General features: G+C 37.7%; 22 protein-coding genes. All 22 read left to right on the top strand.

All coding sequences use genetic code 11. The features are described 5' to 3' along the window. Position 1 precedes the first annotated feature (1 nt). The 22 genes from cls (at position 2) to HMPREF0631_RS05575 (ending at position 20,865) form a co-directional block, all read left to right on the top strand. Entirely contained in the window at positions 2-1,483 is a 1,482-nt protein-coding gene (gene cls, locus HMPREF0631_RS05685; RefSeq protein WP_002845178.1) for a cardiolipin synthase, read from the top strand. Positions 1,484-1,561: 78 nt separating this feature from the next. Further along, on the top strand, positions 1,562-1,846 hold the full coding sequence (locus HMPREF0631_RS05680) for a co-chaperone GroES (RefSeq protein WP_002845177.1): 285 nt from the start codon (positions 1,562-1,564) through the stop codon (positions 1,844-1,846). Between the two features lie 19 nt (positions 1,847-1,865). Then, complete coding sequence (gene groL, locus HMPREF0631_RS05675; RefSeq protein ID WP_004167116.1) at positions 1,866-3,488, top strand: chaperonin GroEL; 1,623 nt, start codon at positions 1,866-1,868, stop codon at positions 3,486-3,488. 274 nt (positions 3,489-3,762) lie between these two features. Continuing rightward, positions 3,763-4,791, top strand: coding sequence for a YeiH family protein (locus tag HMPREF0631_RS05670; RefSeq protein WP_002845175.1), 1,029 nt, complete (start codon positions 3,763-3,765; stop codon positions 4,789-4,791). A 174-nt stretch (positions 4,792-4,965) separates the two neighbouring features. Beyond that, complete coding sequence (locus HMPREF0631_RS05665; RefSeq protein WP_002845174.1) at positions 4,966-5,199, top strand: AtpZ/AtpI family protein; 234 nt, start codon at positions 4,966-4,968, stop codon at positions 5,197-5,199. Continuing rightward, positions 5,192-5,581, top strand: a complete 390-nt coding sequence (locus tag HMPREF0631_RS05660) for an ATP synthase subunit I (protein WP_039866365.1) — start codon at positions 5,192-5,194, stop codon at positions 5,579-5,581. The genes HMPREF0631_RS05665 and HMPREF0631_RS05660 overlap by 8 nt, the downstream gene beginning before the upstream one ends. Before the next feature lie 16 nt (positions 5,582-5,597). Then, positions 5,598-6,302, top strand: a complete 705-nt coding sequence (locus HMPREF0631_RS05655) for a F0F1 ATP synthase subunit A (protein ID WP_002845172.1) — start codon at positions 5,598-5,600, stop codon at positions 6,300-6,302. 117 nt (positions 6,303-6,419) lie between these two features. Further along, the gene (atpE, locus tag HMPREF0631_RS05650) at positions 6,420-6,683 is read left to right on the top strand and encodes an ATP synthase F0 subunit C (protein WP_004167126.1); all 264 of its coding nucleotides are present in this window, start codon (positions 6,420-6,422) and stop codon (positions 6,681-6,683) included. 42 nt (positions 6,684-6,725) lie between these two features. Then, on the top strand, positions 6,726-7,226 hold the full coding sequence (atpF, locus tag HMPREF0631_RS05645) for a F0F1 ATP synthase subunit B (protein WP_004167096.1): 501 nt from the start codon (positions 6,726-6,728) through the stop codon (positions 7,224-7,226). Continuing rightward, positions 7,226-7,768 (top strand): F0F1 ATP synthase subunit delta, encoded by a 543-nt coding sequence (locus tag HMPREF0631_RS05640; RefSeq protein WP_004167085.1) that lies wholly within the window; start codon positions 7,226-7,228, stop codon positions 7,766-7,768. Before atpF ends, HMPREF0631_RS05640 begins: the two co-directional genes overlap by 1 nt. A gap of 16 nt (positions 7,769-7,784) precedes the next feature. After that, complete coding sequence (gene atpA, locus HMPREF0631_RS05635) at positions 7,785-9,281, top strand: F0F1 ATP synthase subunit alpha (RefSeq protein ID WP_002845166.1); 1,497 nt, start codon at positions 7,785-7,787, stop codon at positions 9,279-9,281. A gap of 28 nt (positions 9,282-9,309) precedes the next feature. Continuing rightward, positions 9,310-10,308, top strand: a complete 999-nt coding sequence (gene atpG, locus HMPREF0631_RS05630; RefSeq protein WP_002845163.1) for an ATP synthase F1 subunit gamma — start codon at positions 9,310-9,312, stop codon at positions 10,306-10,308. Between the two features lie 10 nt (positions 10,309-10,318). Then, positions 10,319-11,716, top strand: a complete 1,398-nt coding sequence (gene atpD, locus HMPREF0631_RS05625; protein ID WP_004167111.1) for a F0F1 ATP synthase subunit beta — start codon at positions 10,319-10,321, stop codon at positions 11,714-11,716. After that, positions 11,716-11,973 (top strand): FoF1 ATP synthase subunit delta/epsilon, encoded by a 258-nt coding sequence (locus tag HMPREF0631_RS05620; RefSeq protein WP_002845160.1) that lies wholly within the window; start codon positions 11,716-11,718, stop codon positions 11,971-11,973. Before atpD ends, HMPREF0631_RS05620 begins: the two co-directional genes overlap by 1 nt. A gap of 18 nt (positions 11,974-11,991) precedes the next feature. After that, positions 11,992-12,570, top strand: a complete 579-nt coding sequence (locus HMPREF0631_RS05615; RefSeq protein WP_004167082.1) for a hypothetical protein — start codon at positions 11,992-11,994, stop codon at positions 12,568-12,570. Positions 12,571-12,825: 255 nt separating this feature from the next. Then, positions 12,826-13,890: a peptide chain release factor 1 gene (gene prfA / locus HMPREF0631_RS05610; protein WP_004167115.1), complete on the top strand. Its 1,065-nt coding sequence runs from the start codon at positions 12,826-12,828 to the stop codon at positions 13,888-13,890. A gap of 21 nt (positions 13,891-13,911) precedes the next feature. Next, positions 13,912-14,961, top strand: coding sequence for an L-threonylcarbamoyladenylate synthase (locus HMPREF0631_RS05605; protein WP_004167142.1), 1,050 nt, complete (start codon positions 13,912-13,914; stop codon positions 14,959-14,961). A 21-nt stretch (positions 14,962-14,982) separates the two neighbouring features. Then, positions 14,983-15,429, top strand: a complete 447-nt coding sequence (rpiB, locus tag HMPREF0631_RS05600; RefSeq protein ID WP_004167101.1) for a ribose 5-phosphate isomerase B — start codon at positions 14,983-14,985, stop codon at positions 15,427-15,429. Between the two features lie 44 nt (positions 15,430-15,473). Then, the gene (gene upp, locus HMPREF0631_RS05595) at positions 15,474-16,103 is read left to right on the top strand and encodes a uracil phosphoribosyltransferase (protein ID WP_004167092.1); all 630 of its coding nucleotides are present in this window, start codon (positions 15,474-15,476) and stop codon (positions 16,101-16,103) included. Between the two features lie 314 nt (positions 16,104-16,417). Further along, a complete protein-coding gene (gene guaA / locus HMPREF0631_RS05590; RefSeq protein WP_004167100.1) occupies positions 16,418-17,953 on the top strand; it encodes a glutamine-hydrolyzing GMP synthase in 1,536 nt (511 codons plus the stop codon). Positions 17,954-18,156: 203 nt separating this feature from the next. Continuing rightward, positions 18,157-19,431, top strand: coding sequence for a DUF2254 domain-containing protein (locus tag HMPREF0631_RS05585; RefSeq protein WP_004167098.1), 1,275 nt, complete (start codon positions 18,157-18,159; stop codon positions 19,429-19,431). 480 nt (positions 19,432-19,911) lie between these two features. Next, positions 19,912-20,865: an Abi family protein gene (locus HMPREF0631_RS05575; protein ID WP_004167110.1), complete on the top strand. Its 954-nt coding sequence runs from the start codon at positions 19,912-19,914 to the stop codon at positions 20,863-20,865. The last annotated feature ends 145 nt before the right edge of the window (positions 20,866-21,010 follow it).

Below are 21,010 nucleotides of genomic sequence, written 5' to 3'. Positions count from 1 at the left end.
AATGTCTCTCGGGATTTTTTTAGTTCTTATAGGATTGTCCTATTTGGTAGGAATATTGATAGCTATGAATATACTCCTAGAAAATAGGGATCCATCCAAGACCCTATCTTGGATGATGATGTTCGTGTTATTTCCGGGTTTTGGAATAATACTCTATGTTATATCGGGAAGAAATATAAGAAAGCACAAGATATTTAAGGCGCAAGAAAGAAACAAAAGGATAGACAGGAGACATATATTTAAGAGTTTTGAGGTTGCAAAAAATATAGTTGCAAGTCAAAAGCTGAGATTGGACAGGGGTGAGCTATTTAATGATGGACCAAGTCCGGACAAGGAAAGGGTTGTAAGGCTCCTTTTGAATCTGGGCAAGTTCCCATTTACCAGCAACAACAAGGTTATCTACTACAAGGATGGTAGAGAAAAATTCTATAGTTTAATAGAGGATATGAAGTCGGCCAAGGACCATATCCATCTAGAGTATTTTATTATAAAAGATTCTAAGATAGGCAGGCAGATAAAGGATGTCTTGATCAAAAAGGCCAGTGAGGGTGTAAGGGTCAGGGTCCTTTATGATGATTTGGCTTGTTGGAGGTTTAAGGTCCACAGAGACTTTCTAAGAGAGCTCAGGCAGGCTGGTGTAGCGTGTGCAGCCTTCTTGCCGACCAAGCTACCCCTAATAGGAGGCCAGCTCAACTACAGGAACCATAGAAAGATAGCCGTTATAGATGGTCAAATAGGCTATACAGGAGGCCTGAATATAGGGGACGAGTACGTGAGTCTTGAAGACAGGTTTGGCTATTGGAGGGATTCACACCTGAGGATTGACGGTGTAGCAACCTATATGCTTCAGATGATATTCTTGATGGACTGGTACCTTACGACTGGAGAGATATTGACAGATGACAAGTACACACCAAAGATAGACTATAGGGGTAATACCCAGATGCAGATAGTTGGTACAGGACCGGATAGTAAGTGGGAGGACATACATTATGCTTTTTTCTCTGCCATAACCCAGGCTAAAAAGTGTGTGTATATAGAGACCCCGTATTTTATACCTGATGAAAGCCTTTTAAAGGCCATCAAGACTGCAGCCCTATCAGGAGTTGATGTGAGGATTATTTTTCCTAAGAAAATCGATCACTATATAGTCAACATAGCTTCGTATTCGTATTTTGAAGAAGTATTGAGGGCTGGTGGTAGGGTCTTTCTATATGAAAAAGGATTCTTGCACGCAAAGGTGGTCATAGTAGATGATGAGATAGCCTCAATAGGCTCATCCAATATAGATTTGAGGAGCTTTATGCTCAATTTCGAGGTCAATGCCTTTATATACGACCCCAAGACTGTAGACATAATTAAAGAACAGTTCTATGATGACCAGGACGATTCTGAGGAGTTGGATCTTGAAAATTTCAGAACTAGACACGTTGCGGTCAGACTCTTAGAGTCGGTTGCGAGGTTGTTCTCACCCCTACTTTAGTTTAGAAAAAATTAAGATAAGAGTTATATACTATTAGCAATCGATTAAGAAGAGTGCTAAAAATGGAGGTAAGGTAAAATGAAAATAAAGCCACTAGGTGATAGACTTGTATTGAAGAAGGTAGAAGCAGAAGAAAAAACATCAAGCGGGATAATACTTACAGGAGCTGCCAAGGAAGTTCCTCAGTTTGCAGAAGTTGTAGCTGTAGGTTCTGGCATAGTTGATGGAAAAGAAGTAAAGATGGAAGTTGAAGTAGGTGACAGGGTTATCTACAACAAGTATGCTGGTACTGACGTCAAGATAGAGGGCGAAGAATTTATAGTACTAAAGCAGGAAGAGATAGTTGGAGTATTGGTAGACTAAATAATATAAGGAGGTTATTATGGCTAAAGAGATAAAATTTTCAAAAGATGCTAGGGCTAGCCTAGAAAATGGTGTAAACAAGCTAGCAGATACTGTAAAGGTTACACTAGGACCTAAGGGAAGAAATGTAATACTAGATAAAAAGTTTGGTGCACCACTTATAACAAACGACGGTGTGACTATAGCCAAGGAAATAGAGCTTGAAGACAAGTTTGAGAACATGGGAGCTCAGCTTGTAAAGGAAGTTGCAACAAAGACTAATGATGTAGCAGGAGACGGTACAACTACAGCTACAGTACTTGCCCAGGCTATAATCAGAGAAGGACTAAAGAATGTTACAGCTGGATCAAACCCAATCCTTCTTAGAAGAGGTATCCAGAAGGCTGTCGATGTTGCAGTTGGAGAACTAAAGAAGAACTCTAAGGAGATAAACACAGAAGAGAAGATAGCCCAGGTTGGTGCTATATCAGCTGGAGATGAAGAGGTTGGTAAGCTTATAGCCAAGGCCATGAATATAGTTGGTAAGGACGGGGTTATCACTATAGAAGAATCTAAGTCTATGGTTACAGAGTTAGATGCAGTAGAGGGTATGCAGTTTGATAGGGGATTTGTATCTGCCTACATGGTAAGCGATGTAGAAAAGATGGAGGCAGTCCTAGACAACCCATACATACTTATAACTGATAAGAAGATAACAAATATCCAGGAAATCCTACCACTACTTGAAGAGTTGGTTCAGGCAGGCGGCAAGCTACTTATAATTGCAGAAGACCTAGAGGGAGAAGCCCTATCAACATTGGTAGTAAACAAGCTAAGAGGGACATTCGATGTTGTTGCTGTCAAGGCACCAGCATTTGGAGATAGAAGAAAAGATATGCTACAGGACCTTGCAATCCTAACTGGAGGTAGGTATGTGTCTACAGAATTAGGCTTTGACCTAAAGGAAGTAGACCTATCTATGCTAGGTAGGGCTCAGACAGTAAAGGTAAACAAGGAGACAACAACTATAGTTGCCGGAGAAGGTAGCAAACTAGAAATCAACAATAGGATTGGCCAGATAAGAAGACAGATAGAAGAGACTACATCAGACTTTGATAGGGAAAAACTAATGGAAAGACTTGCCAAGTTGTCAGGTGGGGTAGCAGTTGTCAAGGTTGGAGCTACTACAGAAGTAGAGATGAAGGAAAGAAAGCTTAGAATAGAGGATGCCCTAAACGCTACAAAGGCGGCTGTACAGGAAGGTATAGTAGCTGGTGGTGGTACAGCATTTGTAAGCATAATACCAGCAGTAGACAAGCTAGTAGATAGTCTTGATGGAGAAGAAAAGCTAGGAGCCAAGATTATAAGACGTGCCCTAGAAGAACCTCTAAGACAGATAGCTATCAATGCAGGACTAGAAGGTTCAGTAATCATACAGAACGTCATAAACTCTGATTTTGAGGTTGGATTTGACGCCCTAAATGAGGAGTATGTAGATATGATAGAGGCTGGTATAGTAGACCCAACTAAGGTATCTAGGTCAGCCCTTCAGAATGCAGCATCAATAGCAGGAGTATTCCTTACAACTGAGGCTGCTGTTGCAGACTTACCAGGAAACGATGATATGCCAGGACTACCAGGTGGAATGCCAGGTATGATGTAATTTTGCTTAAAATATTATCTGAATCAAGTTTAATGCCATAGATTTAGGATTTTAAAGCTGAATTTAAAAAACAATTTAATAAAAATGTAACTTGTTAAGGTAGACTTATAGAAAATAACTATATGTCTACCTTACATTATTTTAGATAATTTTCAAAATTGATATTGCAATTTTGGACCTAGAATAAGGTGAAAATTAGTAATATATATATAAGACATATAATGAAATATCTGATATACTAGTGTAGTGAAAATAATTCAGAGGAGGTAATATTATGGAATTTCTAAACAAAACATGGAAGGGTATAGTGCTGAGTCTAATAATATCAGTACCGAGCTGGATATTGGGAAATATGTTCCCAGTCATAGGTGGACCTGTTATAGGTATACTCCTAGGTATGGTTATTACCATATTTATCAAGGAAAAGGGGCCATTTAAACAGGGTATTGGCTTTGTATCTAAGAAGGTTCTCCAGTATGCTGTAATACTTCTTGGTTTTGGACTAAACTTAAGTGTCATAATGGAAACAGGTAAACAGTCACTTCCTATTATTATTACAACGATAGCGACTTCCTTGATTGTTTCCTATCTAATGTGTAAGTTTATGAAGATACCAGAGAAGATATCTATACTTATAGGTGTAGGTTCATCAATATGTGGTGGTTCAGCAATAGCTGCAACAGCACCGGTAATAGATGCAGTGGATGAAGAAGTTGCCCAGGCTATTTCGGTAATTTTCTTGTTCAATGTAATAGCAGCAGTTGTATTTCCAACTCTTGGAACAGCGCTTGGATTTAGCCATGTTACAGGAGATGCATTTGGGATATTTGCAGGTACAGCTGTAAACGACACGTCATCTGTTACGGCAGCAGCATCAACTTGGGATGCTATAAATCACCTGGGAACACAGACACTTGATAAGGCTGTCACTGTTAAGCTTACGAGGACACTTGCTATTATACCTATAACTTTAGCCTTGGCTGTAAATAGGGCTAAAAAGGAAAACAGCAAGGAAAATTCCTTTAGTTTGAGCAGGGCATTGCCTAGATTTATTATATATTTTGTCCTAGCGAGTATAGTTACTACTATATGTATGTCAATGGGTGTGTCAAAAGAACTTTTCCTACCACTTAAGACACTTAGTAAATTCTTTATAGTCATGGCTATGACAGCGATAGGACTTAATACAGACATTATAAAACTTATAAAGACTGGTGGTAAACCAATAGTTTTAGGTTTTACTTGTTGGGTATCTATAACATGCGTATCACTAATAATGCAAAAATTATTGGGAATATGGTAGGCAAAGGCTTAGATAATAGAAAAAATAGTAGCTATTAAATTTTTAAAATTTATGTAAGTATTTTAAATTGCAGTCAAAACACCATTTGACCAAAATCTTAAAAAAAAATTAAGTACTAGTTAAGATTAAATTATGCTAAAAGGAATATGATTTGTTAGAAGGTGGGTAAAGAAGATGGATGGAAGATATAAATGGTCAGAGCTTGCTAAGGGATTTTCCCTTTTGAGCCAGATAGGCATCACGATGGTGGTGTGTATTTTAGGCTGTAGCTTGTTGGGGCTTTGGATTGATAAAAAAATTGGAACTAGGCCCATATTCACCCTGATATTCATTGTAATTGGGGTACTGAGTGCCTTTATGAATCTTCACAAAACCTTGAAGTCTTATATGAGAAAGGAGAGTGAATAACTTATTGGACAAACAGATAGCAAATGATCTAAAAAAGATAATGCAGGGTATTTTAATTTATGATATATTGGGTATTTTAGTACTAATAGTCATAATGAAGGCGACCCTTGCGACAATAGGGGGTTTACTCTTGGGAAGTTTGACTTCGATTGTAGCCCTAATTATGATTGCTAGAAATGTTATTGGACTAGTTGAAAGGGAAAAGGTAAAGGCTGCACTTACGGCTACTGCTGGTTATAGTGCTAGGCTTTTGATGTATGCAGCCGTGCTTATTTTTGCGGCCAAAACGCAATATGTCAATGTATTTACTACTTTTTTCGGTCTGATAAGTGTTAGCCTGGTGATCAAGGCGCAACAACTAATCCTAAGAAAGAGGGGTTAGAGAAAGGAGAAATACGATGTATCAAGCCAAATACATAATATATATTGGTAACTTTAAGATAAGTGAGACAATAGTGACTCAGTGGCTGATTATGCTATTTTTGATCGTTATGTCGTTGATTCTGACTAGAAACCTAAAGCCAGTCCCAGAAACCAAGAGACAGCATTTTCTTGAATGGGCTGTAGGAAACCTTAGAAGTTTCGTTACTGGTGTCATGGGTGAAAGATTCATATCTAGGGTGCCAAATATGGTTTCATATATAGGTACTATACTATTATTCTTTGCATTGTCAGATATCGTAACCTTATTGGGACTCAGGTCACCAACTACAGATCTAGACACGACTGCAGCTTGGGCTTTGATGACAGTTGCTCTTATATATATTATGGGAGTTAAATTTAAGGGGCCTTCTTACTTCAAAGAGTTTATAGAGCCAACGCCATTGTTGTTGCCACTAAACGTTATTGGAGAATTAGCAAGACCCATATCCTTGGCATTCCGTCCATTCGGTAATATATTAGGTGGTTCAATTATCATGCTATTATTATACCAGTTATTGGGCTATGTCTCAGGATTGATACCAAACTTGTCAATACCGATTGGCCAGTTTGCAATACCAGTTCCACTACATATGTATTTTGATATATTTGCTGGTCTATTACAGGCATTTATATTCTCAATGCTGACTATGGTATTTGTAAGTAGTGCAACTGAAGATTAAAGATGAAATTAAAAGATTATTAGGTAAACAGACTAAAATTTAAGGTCTGAGTTAATTGTGCCACATACAATAAATTTAAATCGTGTGGTTATATTCAAAAATAAGGAGGAAACAAAAATGTTAGAAGGATTAGGATTAGGTATAGCGATAGCAGGTTCATCAATAGGTGCTGGTATAGCAGTATTGACAGGTGTAGGTGCCGGAGTTGGTCAGGGTGTTGCAGCAGCTAAGGCAGCTGAAGCAGTAGGTAACCAGCCAGAAGCAAAGAGTGACATCATATCAACAATGATACTTGGACAGGCCGTAACAGAGTCTTCTGCTATATATGGTCTAGTTATAGCTATCATATTAATATTTGTAAACCCTTGGATCAAGCTTTAATATAATCTAGAGTTTCCAGATTAAATTAGAGGAGGGTGAAAAATGCAGTTCAAACCGTTAGTAAGTTTGAGCTATGAGTTTTTCTTCACGATAGCCAATACTATCATCCTATTTTTTGTTCTAAAGCGTCTACTATTCAAGCCTGTATTAAAGGTTATTGATGATAGGGACCAGGAGATCAAGAAAAAGATTGATGATGGTAACAAGGCACTTGAAGAAGGACTAGAGTTCAAAGAAGAATACGAAGAAAAACTTGATCAGATAAAGAATCAAGGTCAAGAAATACTTGAAAAGTCTAAGAAGAGGGCTGATGAGAGAGCTGAAAAGATAATACTTGAAGCTAGAAATGAAGCATCAGCTATCAAGCAAAAGGCTAGCCTTGACATAGAGAAAGAAAGACAGCAGGCATACGAAGATGTCAAGGGTGATATATCTGAGATTGCTATTTTGGCAGCATCTAAGGTTATAGAAAAGGATATAGATACCGACAAGCATAAGGAATTAATAGACGAATTTATTAAAGAAGTAGGAGATGTCAGATAATGATAAATCAGGTTGCAAAGAGATATGCCGAGGCCTTATTCGATTTAGCAGACGAGCAGAATATTGTATCTGATATGTACTCTGAAATTGCAGACCTAAACAAGGTTATAAAAGAAAATGATAACTTGTATGACGTATTGAGGTCTCCTTTTGTAAAGCCTGAAGAAAAGAAAAATCTTGTTGATGGACTTTTCAAGGGAAGGGTCTCAGATTACAGTGTAAACTTCTTAAAGGTCTTAATAGACAACCAGAGAGTTACTGAACTAGATGGCGTTGTCATGGCCTATAAGGGTCTTTTCAATGAAAAAAACAATGTAGCTGAGGGTACTGTTACTACAGTGGTTGCCTTGGAGCCAGAGAAGATTTCAGAGTTGGAGCAGAAGCTGTCTGCTATTTATAATAAGAGTGTAAAATTAGAAAATATAATTGATGAGGACATCCTTGGTGGTGTACTTGTAAGAATAGGTAATGAGGAGATAGATGGTTCAGTCAAGTCTAGACTAAGAGACTTGAAAAACAGTCTGTCTAACCTAATATCATAGAAACGGTGGTGAATTCATGAACTTAAAACCAGAAGAAATAAGTTCAATAATTAAAAACCAGATAAAAAATTATGAAAATAAGATTAAACTAACTGATACAGGATCTGTCCTAAGCGTTGGAGACGGTATCGCTAGTGTTTATGGTTTAGAGAATGCCATGTCAGGTGAACTACTAGAATTTCCTGGAAACATATTCGGTATGGCATTGAACTTAGAAGAAGAGGTTGTCGGAGCCGTAATACTTGGTGATGACACAGATATAAAAGAAGGAGACATAGTAAAGAGGACAGGTAGAATAGTAGAAGTACCTGTTGGAGATGCTATGATAGGCCGTGTAGTCAATGCTCTTGGACAGGCTATAGACGGCAAGGGAGAAATAGCTGCTGATAAGACAAGACCAGTAGAGGCTCCAGCTCCTGGAATAATGGATAGAAAATCAGTATTTGAACCTTTACAGACAGGTATCAAGTCTATAGACTCAATGATACCAATCGGTAGAGGACAGAGAGAGCTAGTAATCGGTGATAGACAGACAGGTAAGACATCTATACTTGTAGATACTATCATCAACCAGAAGGACAAGGACGTAATCTGTATCTATGTTGCCATAGGTCAGAAGAGGTCTACAGTTGCCCAGCTAGTTTCTACTCTTGAAGAGCATGGTGCTATGGACTACACAATAGTAGTATCAGCTACAGCATCAGAATCGGCACCACTACAGTATCTTGCTCCATATGCAGGTGCTGCAATAGGTGAAGAATTTATGTACAATGGTAAGCACGTCCTAATAGTATATGATGACCTTTCTAAGCAGGCAGTTGCCTACAGAGAGATGTCTCTACTACTTAGGAGACCACCAGGCCGTGAAGCCTACCCAGGTGACGTATTCTACCTACATTCAAGACTACTAGAAAGAGCAGCCAAGCTATCTGATGAACTAGGTGGTGGATCAATGACAGCCCTACCAGTTATAGAGACTCAGGCAGGTGACGTTGCTGCATATATACCAACAAATGTTATATCAATCACTGACGGTCAGATATACCTACAGCCAGAGCTATTCTACTCAGGTATAAGACCAGCGGTTGACCCTGGTATATCAGTATCAAGAGTTGGTGGTTCAGCCCAGATCAAGTCAATGAAGAAGATAGCAGGTACTTTAAAGCTTGCTTATTCACAGTATAGAGAACTTGCTGCCTTTGCTCAGTTCGGTTCAGACCTAGACGAGGATACAAAGAGAAGACTTGCTCAGGGTCAGAGAATTGTTGAGGTCCTAAAGCAGGGAGAACACAAGCCAGTAACAGTAGAACACCAGGTTGTTATTATCTATGCTGTAATCAACAACTTACTTGCTGACATAGAATTAGATGAAATAGCAGAATTTGAAGAAGGTCTGTACAGCTTTATAGATGCTACACACCCAGAAATTCTTGAAAAGATCTTAAAGGCAGAAGACTTCAACGAAGAGCTAAAGAGAATAATTGAAGAATATAAGCTTAAGTTTAGAGCCTAGGCATAATCCAGAAAAGGGAGGTATGTAGATGGCAGGAGCTGGTATGAAGGCAATAAAGACTCGTATAGCTAGTGTAAACTCTACTAAGCAGATAACAAATGCCATGCACCTAGTGGCATCTTCTAAGCTGAGAAAGGCTAAGAAGGCTGCAGAGGACAGTAGTGAGTACTTCAATACCCTTTATGAAACTATAGTAGATATATCTATTAATACAAAGGGTGTAAGAAGTGAGTTTTTAGTGTCAAAAGAATTGAAGAAAAGATGTCATATAGTCATTGCTGGTGATAGGGGTCTAGCAGGTGGATACAACTCAAATGCCTTTAAAGAGGCTGAAAAGTACATGGGAAGAGTAGAAGACTGCGTGATACCTATAGGTAAGAAGGCTTGTGACTATTTTGCAAAGAGAAATATAGAAATAATAGATAAGATAGACCTAGTGGAAGAGTATTCATATGAAGACGTAAAGAGGATAGCTGATGAAGTGATGAAGAGATTTATCGACGGTGAAATCAGTGAAGTCTTGCTTACTTACACTCAGTTTATATCTGCACTTACACAGGAGGCCAAGACTATAAAGTTGTTACCTCTAGTGTTTGACGAGCCGTTACAGTACGGTGGTGAAAGATATAGGGAAGAGCAGGAAGAACAAGACCCTAACATATATATCAGTGAAGAAATCCTAAAGGAAAGACAAGAACAAAGACGTAAAGAACAAGAAGAGGCTCAAGAATTGGCCAATAGGATCAAGGAAAGATCTAAAAATTCAAGGTCTAGGGTAAAATATCTACCATCACCACAGGCAGTGCTAGAATTTTTGATACCTACATATGTATCAGGAACTATCAACGGTGGTATAGTAGAGTCATATGCATCAGAACAGGGAGCGAGAAGAACAGCTATGGAATCTGCTACAGACAATGCAAATGACATGATCCAAAAACTAGAACTTAGCTACAATAGGGTTAGACAGGGCGCTATCACTCAGGAAATAACTGAGATCAGTGCCGGTGTTGAAGCCCTAAAGTAAGGAGGATAAAATGGCAAATGTAGGAAAGATAGTACAGGTACTAGGTGCCGTACTGGACGTTAGATTTGAAGATTCAAAAAACCTACCAAATCTACTAAATGCATTGAAAATAGAATTAAATGGCAAGACTATAGTAGCTGAAGTAGCCCAGCACGTAGGAAATGACACAGTAAGGTGTATAGCCATGAGTGCTACAGATGGACTAGTGAGGGGTATGGATGTCATAGACACAGGAGCTCCTATATCAGTACCAGTAGGAACTGGAACACTAGGAAGAGTATTTAACGTATTGGGTGAGGCTATCGACCAGAAAGATGCTCCAACAGATGTAGAAGTATCTCCAATCCACAAGCCAGCACCAAAATACGATGAACTAGAGACAAAGGCTGAGATCCTAGAGACAGGTATCAAGGTCGTTGACCTACTTGCCCCTTACCTAAAGGGTGGTAAGATCGGTCTATTCGGTGGTGCTGGAGTTGGTAAGACAGTCCTAATCCAGGAGTTAATCAACAACATCGCCAAGCAGCATGGTGGTATCTCAGTATTCTCAGGAGTTGGAGAGAGAACTAGAGAAGGTAACGACCTATATGGTGAAATGACTGAGTCAGGTGTTATCAAGAAAACAGCCATGGTATTTGGACAGATGAATGAGCCACCAGGAGCAAGAATGAGAGTTGCCCTAACAGGACTTACAATGGCAGAGTACTTCAGAGACCAGGCTGGTCAGGACGTGCTACTGTTCATAGACAATATATTCAGATTTACACAGGCGGGTTCAGAGGTGTCTGCCCTACTAGGACGTATGCCATCAGCAGTTGGTTACCAGCCAACACTAGCAACAGAGATGGGTGCCCTACAGGAGAGAATCACATCAACTAAGAAGGGGTCAATCACATCAGTACAGGCAGTATATGTGCCAGCCGATGACCTTACTGACCCAGCGCCTGCTACTACATTCTCGCATCTTGATGCCAAGACAGTTCTATCAAGACAGATATCATCTCTAGGTATCTATCCAGCGGTTGACCCACTAGAATCTACATCTAGAGTCCTTGACCCTAATATAGTTGGTCAGGAACACTATGAAGTAGCCAGAGGTGTTCAGTCAATACTACAGAGATACAAGGAACTACAGGATATCATAGCAATCCTTGGTATGGACGAACTATCTGAAGAAGATAAGGTAACAGTTGCTCGTGCTAGAAAGATACAGAGATTCCTATCACAGCCATTTACAGTTGGTGAACAGTTTACAGGTATACCAGGTGTGTATGTGCCAGTTAAAGAATCAATCAGAGGTTTCAAGGAAATCCTTGAAGGAAAGCACGACGATCTTCCAGAATCTGCCTTCTTATTCGTAGGTACGATTGAAGATGCTGTTAGAAAGGCGAAAGGAAGTGTCGACTAATGTTTAAGCTAAAAGTAGTCACTCCTAACAATATATTTTTTGAAGAAGAAGCAGAAATGCTGATTGTCAGAACTACAGTTGGAGATAGGGCTGTCCTAAATGGGCATGTACCTATAGTTGCTGGAGTCAAGTCAGGCAAGCTAAGAATAAAACAAGGTGGACAATTTAGAGAGGGCGAGATTGGGAATGGTTTCTTGACAGTGGATTCAGAAACTAACACAGTCTTGATTACAGAGAGGGCATCTTGGAAAAAATAGCAAATAAAGAGGTATAATATGAAGATAAGACACCTTATAGCGATTTTATTTTTTGTAGTCCTAATAGTAGCTGGTTCAATCTATGCTAATAGCAAGGACAGGGCAGAGGGTGTAAAGCTTGAGGATACATATCCTGAAAATGTGTTGGATGCCTACTACAAGAAATTGAGCACTAGAGATGGTGGTAGTGTAGACGAAGTATTGATGCCGCCGAGTAAGTATAAGACATGGATCCTTTATGATAGGTTGAATAGCAAGAAAGCTAGGATTACGGGAAAGATGTTTAAAAATCTGAAAGACATGAAGATTAAGTCTATAGAAAAGATCAAAGTTAAGGAAGATCTTGTTGAATTTCCTAGAAAGAATAACAAGGTAGATGTGTTTTCACCAGAGGATACTTGTATATTTAAGGTGAAATACGATATAGAGTACTTTAGGACAGATGATAAGACTGCTATGTATAGTGAGTTTTACAATAAGACCTATAAGGATACCAAGAGGAACAAGCAGACTGATCAGGTAGAGAAGGTATGGCTTGTCAAGATCGATGACGGTTCTTGGAAGATTGCAAAGTTTGCACAAAAAAATTCTATATAGAACAAAAATAGTGGTGAGGTGGCTAGTTACTAGTTACCCACCATTTTTTATGGATATGAAAAGTGTAAATGATACTTTCAAGGATTTACTAGAATTTACTTTGCGAATTAACACAAGAAAAATAATGGCAATAGCTATGCCATTGTATTGTTAAAAGCAGTCAACTATGTTATAATATTAAATTGATAATTTGTGTAGAAAATAGAGCAAAGATGGTCGAAATAAACCATCTCAGTTATAGAAAGGCGGATATAAATGCTTGATAAATTGATGGTACTTGAAGACAAGTACAAGGAACTGAGCGAGAAGGTTGCAGACCCTGAGATAATCAGTGACCAGCCAACATGGCAGAAGCTGATGAAGGAAAATTCAGAGCTTGAACCAATAGTAATGAAGTACAGAGAATATAGAAAAGTAAATGAAACAATAGCAGAATCAAAGCAGATACTAGAAGAAGAGAGTGACGAGGACCTAAGAGAGCTAGCAAAGATGGAGCTATCCGAAGCAGAGTCTCAGATAGTGGATATAGAGGATGAGCTAAAGCTACTTCTTGTACCAAAGGACCCTAACGATGAAAAGAACGTAATCGTTGAAATAAGAGGTGGTGCAGGTGGAGACGAGGCTGCCCTATTTGCTGGAGACTTATTTAGGATGTACTCTAGGTATGCAGAAAGAAAAGGATGGAAGACTTCTCTAATGTCATCAAATGAAACAGGTGTTGGTGGCTACAAGGAAGTATCATTCCTTATAAAGGGTAAGGGAGCTTACTCAAGACTAAAGTATGAATCAGGAGTTCATAGAGTCCAGAGAATACCTACTACAGAATCAGGTGGTAGAATACATACATCTACAGCAACTGTTGCAGTTCTTCCAGAGGTAGATGACGTTGAAGTGCAGATCAACCCAGAAGACCTAAGATTTGACGTATTCAGGGCATCAGGAAATGGTGGCCAGTGTGTCAATACTACAGACTCAGCTGTTAGACTTACACATATACCTACAGGCGAAGTAGTGTCTTGCCAGGATGAAAAGTCCCAGCTAAAGAACAAGGAAAAAGCCCTAAAGGTACTTAAGGCTAGACTATACGACAGGGCCCTAGCAGACCAGCAAAAGGAAATATCTGCTGAAAGAAAGAGCCAGGTTGGTACAGGAGATAGGTCAGAGAGAATCAGAACATACAACTTCCCACAGGGTAGGGTATCTGATCACAGAATCAACCTTACATTATACAAGCTAGACTCATTTATAGATGGTGACATAGACGAAATGATAGATGGATTGATCACTGTAGACCAGGCAGAAAAAATGTCTAGTATATAAGATGATATTGGGAGGCTCATCATGGTAGAAACAAGAATAAAGAGAATAGATCCCAAAGATATAGACCAAGATATAATTGAAGAATTTGCCAAGATGCTAGCAGAGGGAAAGACAGTAATATTTCCCACTGAAACAGTATACGGTCTAGGAGCCAACGCCCTAGATGAAAAGGCAGCACAAAAGATATATGAAGCCAAGGGAAGACCTAGTGACAATCCCTTGTTGGTACACGTTTGTGACAAAGAAGATGTGTATGACCTAGTTGAATATGTGGATGACAAGGCTAAGATATTGATCGATAAATTTTGGCCGGGTCCCCTAACGATAGTATTCAAGAAAAAACCTATAATACCAGATAGGACTAGCGGAGGACTAGACACAGTTGCCATAAGGATGCCATCTGATGAGATAGCAAGAAGGATCATCAGGGCAGCAGGAGTGCCTATAGCAGCCCCGTCAGCCAATATATCAGGTAGACCGTCACCTACGAGACCAGACCATATCATAAGGGATATGACAGGGCGTGTGGATGGTATTTTGGCAGGAGCCCCTTGTACATATGGGGTTGAGTCAACAATAGTAGACGTGTCAGGAGATTATCCAGTAGTCCTAAGACCGGGCTCAGTTACCCTAGAGATGATAGCAGGAGTACTTGGGGATGCTAGACTAGACCCGTCAATCCTCAATAAGGATGACAATATCAAGGCCAAGGCACCAGGCATGAAATATACCCACTACTCACCTAGGGCAGAGGTATATATAGTGGACCTAAAGGGTGATGATTTTGTGGACAAGATTAAAGAACTTGTTGGCCAAAATGCCGATATGGGAAAGAAGACAGGCCTTATGTGTATGGATATAGACATGGATAGGTTTGATGGAGTGGATATAGAAATATTCTCACTTGGACAAACAGAAGAGATAGCAGCCAAGAGACTATTTGATGGACTAATAGACCTAGATAAGAGGGGAGTAGACGTCATTTACTCAGTTGCTTTTGAAGAAAAAAATGTAGGAGTAGCCATTATGAACAGGCTCAAGAAGTCTGCAGGCTACAGAATCATAAAATAAATATTACTTGGAGGTATGCAAATGAAAATAGCATTAGCTTGTGATCATGGCGGAGTAAATTTAAAAGAAGCCATCAAAAAACACCTTATAGGATTGGGACACGAAGTAGTTGACTTTGGAGTTAACTCATCAGAATCAGTGGACTATCCAGATTATGCCCTAAAGGCAGCGACATCAGTAGCCAACAAGGAGACTGAATGTGGAATATTGGTTTGTGGAACAGGAATAGGAATAGGAATAGCTGCAAACAAGGTAAGAGGTATTAGATGTGCAACAGTAGGAGATACATTCTCAGCTAGAATGACAAAGGCCCATAACAATGCCAACATGATAGCACTTGGCGAGAGGGTTACTGGATTAGGCCTAGGACTAGATATAGTAGATGCATACCTAAATTCAGAATTTGAAGGTGGAAGACACCAGACTAGAATAGACAAGATGATGGATATAGAAAAGAACCATCTGTAAGCTATAGTAAATAAAAATATATTATAAAATTTCAGGAGGATAAGATGAACAAAGTAATAATTACAGACCATCCATTAATCCAGCACAAGTTGACACTTATGAGAATGGAAGAAACAGGATCAAAGGATTTTAGGGAGCTATTAACAGAAATAACAATGTTGATGGGATACGAAGTAACTAAGGACCTACCACTAGGTGAAATAGAAATTACGACTCCTGTACAGAAGACAACAGCTAAGATTCTTAAGGGTAAGAAGCTAGCTATAGTGCCAATCCTAAGAGCAGGAATCGGTATGGTAGACGGATTTGTAAACCTAATACCAGCAGCTAAGGTTGGACATATAGGACTATACAGAGACCCAGTTACTTGCGAACCTGTAGAATATTACTGTAAGTTACCAGAAGATATAGGCGATAGAGAAATATTCCTAGTAGACCCAATGCTAGCAACAGGTGGATCAGCTACAGCAGCAATCCAGTTACTAAAGGAAAAGGGAGCAAATAATATCAGAATGATAAACCTTGTAGCAGCTCCAGAAGGTATAGAAGCAGTACACGCTGCATACCCAGAAGTAGACATATACGTTGCAGCAGTAGATGAAAAGCTAGACGACCACAAGTACATAGTACCAGGTCTTGGTGATGCTGGAGACAGATTATTCGGAACTAAATAAGTAAATATTATGCAACAGGAGATGGACTTAGACCTATCCTGTTGCATTATTTTATATAAGGAGGGAAATTATGGAATATATAATTAATGCATGTTAAGGTTTTATAAATATATATGTGTAAAACTTGTAAATCATTAACAAGTTTGTGCAAAAAAACCTTAAAAATATGGTATAATAATTGTTATGTAAGATAAAAACAACGAAAAAAATATCAAAAGAGAAAAAAATAGTTCGTAAGCTTGAAAGGGAAGATTACTATACAAAAGTATGCTACAAGCCAGATTCGAACTTGCTAAGATAAGAAGGGAGACAATATGAAACACGAAATAGTTCTTGTAATAGACTTTGGTGGCCAGTACAACCAGCTGATAGCTAGAAGAGTCAGAGAAAACAATGTATACTGTGAAATACTTCCATATACATGTGGGATTGAAAAGATAAAGGAAAAGAATCCTAAGGGTATAATATTCACAGGAGGGCCAAACAGTGCCTACCTTGAAGATTCTCCAAAGATCTCAGAGGAAATATTTGAACTTGGAGTGCCAATCCTAGGTATATGCTACGGAGACCAGCTGATGGCTCACCTATTAGGCGGAACAGTTGAAAAGGGTGACAACATGACTAGAGAATATGGTAAGACTATCATAGACTACGGCCAGTCAACAATATTTGAAGGTGTAGATACAAATCAGGTATGGATGAGTCATACAGACTATATATCTCAGGCTCCAGAAGGTTTTGAAGTAGTTGCAACTACAAAGAACTGCCCAGTAGCAGCTATGCAGAACGTTGCCAAGAAGCTATACGGAGTACAGTTCCATCCAGAAGTTGAACATTCACTAGATGGAGACAAGATCCTAAAGAACTTCTTATACAATGTGTGTGAAGTAGCAGGAGACTGGACTACTAGCTCATTTATAGATGACAAGGTAGCAGAAATAAAGGCAATGGTTGGAGACAAGAAGGCCCTTTGTGCCCTATCAGGAGGAGTAGACTCATCAGTAGCTGCTGCCCTAATGCACAAGGCAATAGGCAAGAACCTTACATGCGTATTCGTTGACCACGGTCTACTAAGAAAGAACGAGGGAGACGACGTAGAGAGAATATTTAGAGAAAAATTCGGCATGAACCTTGTAAGAGTAAATGCAGAAGATAGGTTCTTAGGAAAGCTTGCTGGTGTTACTGAACCAGAAGCAAAGAGAAAAATAATCGGTGAAGAATTCATCAGAGTATTTGAAGAAGAATCTCACAAGCTGGGAAAGATGGACTTTTTAGTACAGGGAACAATCTATCCAGACGTTATAGAGAGTGGACTAGGTGATTCAGCAACTATCAAGTCTCACCACAACGTTGGAGGACTACCTGAAGATGTAGACTTCCAGGAAATAATAGAGCCACTAAGAGAGCTATTCAAGGACGAAGTAAGAAAGATCGGTCTTGAGCTTGGTATAGAAGAGAACCTAATATTTAGACACCCATTCCCAGGACCAGGACTAGGTATCAGGGTAATCGGTGAAGTAACAAAGGAAAAGTGCGATATCCTTAGAGAAGCAGACGCTGTATACATGGACGAGCTAAGAAAGGCCGACCTATACAAGGAAATATGGCAGGCATTCGCTACACTACCAGACGTTAAGACAGTTGGTGTAATGGGCGATGAGAGAACATATGCTTATCTAGTAGGTATCAGAGCTGTTGCATCAAGCGACGGTATGACTTCAGACTGGTACAAGATACCTTATGAAGTGCTTGAGAGAATAAGTAACAGGATAATCAATGAAGTTGAAGGAGTTAACAGGGTTGTTTATGACATCACTAGTAAACCTCCTGGAACTATTGAGTGGGAGTAGTATAATAAATCGGTGTACCTCTTGTATCGCAAGGGGTACACCTTTTAAAATTATATCAAGGGAGTTAAAAGGGAGTTGTTTTATTTTAAGGCACTTAGCTTGTCGACAGCTTCAAGATGAATACACCATTTCATATTGGACAAAATTCAATAATATGATAATATAGTTTTATAATCACAATATTAAAACAGGAGGATTGATGTATGTTGTTCAAAATTAAATTGTGGTTTTTTAATAATAAGAATTTTTTAAGGATGTCAAGATTTATAATTTTAACAGTATCGCTTCTTTTAGTTACTTGGATTTTTGATCATCAATATTTTGCAATTAAATCTTATATTCCCAAACAACTATTGCTATCGGTTGAAGTTTCAGTAAATTTCCTTTCTAATATATCTGGAATATTTTTGACTATAAGTATTTTTTGTTTTACAACTATTGTCACAGTACTTAATAAATATAGCAGTAGCATATCACCTAGATTGCTTCAGAGTTTCATAGATAGGACAGGAGTCCTTGGTTTATATGGTATATTTGTAAGTGGTTTTTTCTATTCAGTAATTAGTATCCTACTATTGCAAGACTTTGGACCAGACCAACACGTTGTAGCTGGAAGTTTTGGAATAGCCTATGCCATAATTGCAATGCTTAGTTTTATAGCTTTCTCAAGACGGGTTCTTGATAATATAAAAATATCAAATATTATTGAATATATATTTAGTGACTGCGAAAAACTTATTGATAAAGAGGTAGAACAAAGAGAAAAAGCTGAGCATTATGAAAAAGGCGACGAATCTACAAAGTTATCAATTGTAGCTGAGAATTCAGGTTATTTATTTGAAATAAAAGCAGATGAGATTTTTAAAGAGCTTAATGGCATAAAAGCAGAACTTACTATAAACAAGAGGATTGGTGAGTACACGATCAAAGGAGAAAGCATAGGAGAATTAAATATATTTCAATGTGAGTTAGATGACAATGATAAAAAAGAATTAAAAGAAAAATTAAGTCCATTGTTTTTAATAAATGCTTACAATAATAGAGAAGAAGATTATCACCGTGGAATTGTAAGCTTAACTGAAATTGCGAATATGGCCCTAAGCCCTGGCATAAATGATCCAAATACTGCAATAATGTGTATAAATAAAATGTCATCATTACTTGGAAAACTATTATCTACAGACAATCATTTTATAATACTGAAAGAGGACGAAGATGTAAAAATAATTTATCAAACTTATTCTGTGGAGGATGAACTATATCTTGGCTTCAGCCAGATAATTTCTTATTCAGCAGGTGATCCATTGGTTACAAAAGCGATTTTACAAGGAATTTATATCATATACACAATGGCAGATATAGGTGCTAAAAAAAGCATAAAAAAGTTTTTTGATGATTGCTATGAAATTTTAATAGAAAATTTTACTCACGAAATTCATTTGGAAACTTTTAAAAGAATAAGAAACAATATGGAATAGGATATACCAGCCTAGTAAATAGGTTTAATGCTACAAAGGTAAAGCTAGATGATATCAAGCAAACTATCATAGAAAAACAATCCAAGCGTGATGAGGTAGAGGATTTTATACAGGACTTGAAAAGCAGGAACTGATGACAGAGTTTGATAAAAATATATGGCTTAGCATGGTAGACTACCTTACAGTTCATCATGATGGAAAGGTTGAATTTACGTTCCTTGATGGAAGCCAGATAGAACTAAATAGATAGAAAAGCAGAAAGATTTCATGTTACTATTGAAGGGGTATCCGGTTATATATTAAGTTAGTATAGCCAAAAAACGGAAATTATGCTATAATTATAACAAATAAATAAGTTATAGTGAGGATAAAAAGTGGCTAATGGCACTTGACAAATAGTGATTGGGAATATATAATTTATTCATAAGATTAGGTCAGGAAGCATACGATGCCCTGGCCGTTTTTTTATGGAGAATAGGTATGAAAGAATATAAAACTTTTAATCAACAATTAGTAATTTTAAGAAAAAGAGGACTTATTGTACCTAAAGATGGACGTCCGAAAAGATTTTTAGAACAAGAAAATTATTATAATGTAATTAATGGATATAAAGATTTATTTTTGCAAAAAGATTCTGCGGGTAATGCATTAGATCCGGAGCAATATTTACCAAATACTCATTTTAATGAATTAAGAGCACTATTTTTATTTGACAGAGAGTTAAGAATGCTTTTCTTAAAGTATATATTGATTTTTGAAAACTCGTTTAAAACTGTAATATCACACGAATTTTCAAAAAAATACCCAAAGCCAAATTCATATTTGGAAATAAAGAATTATGTTGATGATAACCCTAAAAAGGTCCTGCAACAAATATCAATTTTAACAAAAACAATTCATGATAAAGTTGATAAAAATGGTGCAATAAAACATTACATAGAAGAACATGGATCAGTGCCACTATGGGTATTAGTAAATTACCTTACTATCGGCAATTTAGCTCATTTATATGATATTTTATTAGATACAGATAAAAATACTATTGCAAAATATTATTCAGACAAATATAAGAAACAGTACAATACAACATCAATGCCTAGATTTTCAAGCGAAGACCTTGGCTCAGCATTAAAAATCGTCAATTTAGTCAGAAATAAATGTGCTCATGATGAGAGATTATATAATTCCAATTTTGGGAATGTTAGAGTTGCAAATATTGCAAGATATTACGGTTGTTGTAATTATGATAATAAGAGAATTGTAGTGGCAGTATTTTATTTGAAAGTTTTACTTGATAAGAGGTATTTTCAAAAATTCAGTGTAGAGTTGAAGAAAATATTTGAAAGATTTCAAAATGAATTTAATACTGTAGCATTTACTGATATTTTAAGGATTATGGGAATTGATATAGTAGATTTGCAGAATTTGATGTAAAAAATTAAATATTTAATCAAATCTAGTTATAATATAAAATTTAATTTCATTATAAGACGGTATCGATACCGTCTTTTTCTATGCCCAAATATAAAAAGTTTCAGAGTACAGAGGAATAGTTTCAGAGTTCAAAGGAAAAGTTTAA

Source organism: Peptostreptococcus anaerobius 653-L, assembly GCF_000178095.1.
Lineage (GTDB): Bacteria > Bacillota > Clostridia > Peptostreptococcales > Peptostreptococcaceae > Peptostreptococcus > Peptostreptococcus anaerobius.
Note: the sequence above shows the minus strand (reverse complement) of the source record. Positions and strands in the feature narration are given on the sequence as shown.

What these genes read in the sequence shown, in the direction of transcription:
- cls (WP_002845178.1), top strand. Translation starts at nt 2, where the DNA reads ATGTCTCTCGGGATTTTTTTAGTTCTTATAGGATTGTCCTATTTGGTA.
- HMPREF0631_RS05680 (WP_002845177.1), top strand. Translation starts at nt 1,562, where the DNA reads ATGAAAATAAAGCCACTAGGTGATAGACTTGTATTGAAGAAGGTAGAA.
- groL (WP_004167116.1), top strand. Translation starts at nt 1,866, where the DNA reads ATGGCTAAAGAGATAAAATTTTCAAAAGATGCTAGGGCTAGCCTAGAA.
- HMPREF0631_RS05670 (WP_002845175.1), top strand. Translation starts at nt 3,763, where the DNA reads ATGGAATTTCTAAACAAAACATGGAAGGGTATAGTGCTGAGTCTAATA.
- HMPREF0631_RS05665 (WP_002845174.1), top strand. Translation starts at nt 4,966, where the DNA reads ATGGATGGAAGATATAAATGGTCAGAGCTTGCTAAGGGATTTTCCCTT.
- HMPREF0631_RS05655 (WP_002845172.1), top strand. Translation starts at nt 5,598, where the DNA reads ATGTATCAAGCCAAATACATAATATATATTGGTAACTTTAAGATAAGT.
- atpE (WP_004167126.1), top strand. Translation starts at nt 6,420, where the DNA reads ATGTTAGAAGGATTAGGATTAGGTATAGCGATAGCAGGTTCATCAATA.
- atpF (WP_004167096.1), top strand. Translation starts at nt 6,726, where the DNA reads ATGCAGTTCAAACCGTTAGTAAGTTTGAGCTATGAGTTTTTCTTCACG.
- HMPREF0631_RS05640 (WP_004167085.1), top strand. Translation starts at nt 7,226, where the DNA reads ATGATAAATCAGGTTGCAAAGAGATATGCCGAGGCCTTATTCGATTTA.
- atpA (WP_002845166.1), top strand. Translation starts at nt 7,785, where the DNA reads ATGAACTTAAAACCAGAAGAAATAAGTTCAATAATTAAAAACCAGATA.
- atpG (WP_002845163.1), top strand. Translation starts at nt 9,310, where the DNA reads ATGGCAGGAGCTGGTATGAAGGCAATAAAGACTCGTATAGCTAGTGTA.
- atpD (WP_004167111.1), top strand. Translation starts at nt 10,319, where the DNA reads ATGGCAAATGTAGGAAAGATAGTACAGGTACTAGGTGCCGTACTGGAC.
- HMPREF0631_RS05620 (WP_002845160.1), top strand. Translation starts at nt 11,716, where the DNA reads ATGTTTAAGCTAAAAGTAGTCACTCCTAACAATATATTTTTTGAAGAA.
- HMPREF0631_RS05615 (WP_004167082.1), top strand. Translation starts at nt 11,992, where the DNA reads ATGAAGATAAGACACCTTATAGCGATTTTATTTTTTGTAGTCCTAATA.
- prfA (WP_004167115.1), top strand. Translation starts at nt 12,826, where the DNA reads ATGCTTGATAAATTGATGGTACTTGAAGACAAGTACAAGGAACTGAGC.
- HMPREF0631_RS05605 (WP_004167142.1), top strand. Translation starts at nt 13,912, where the DNA reads ATGGTAGAAACAAGAATAAAGAGAATAGATCCCAAAGATATAGACCAA.
- rpiB (WP_004167101.1), top strand. Translation starts at nt 14,983, where the DNA reads ATGAAAATAGCATTAGCTTGTGATCATGGCGGAGTAAATTTAAAAGAA.
- upp (WP_004167092.1), top strand. Translation starts at nt 15,474, where the DNA reads ATGAACAAAGTAATAATTACAGACCATCCATTAATCCAGCACAAGTTG.
- guaA (WP_004167100.1), top strand. Translation starts at nt 16,418, where the DNA reads ATGAAACACGAAATAGTTCTTGTAATAGACTTTGGTGGCCAGTACAAC.
- HMPREF0631_RS05585 (WP_004167098.1), top strand. Translation starts at nt 18,157, where the DNA reads ATGTTGTTCAAAATTAAATTGTGGTTTTTTAATAATAAGAATTTTTTA.
- HMPREF0631_RS05575 (WP_004167110.1), top strand. Translation starts at nt 19,912, where the DNA reads ATGAAAGAATATAAAACTTTTAATCAACAATTAGTAATTTTAAGAAAA.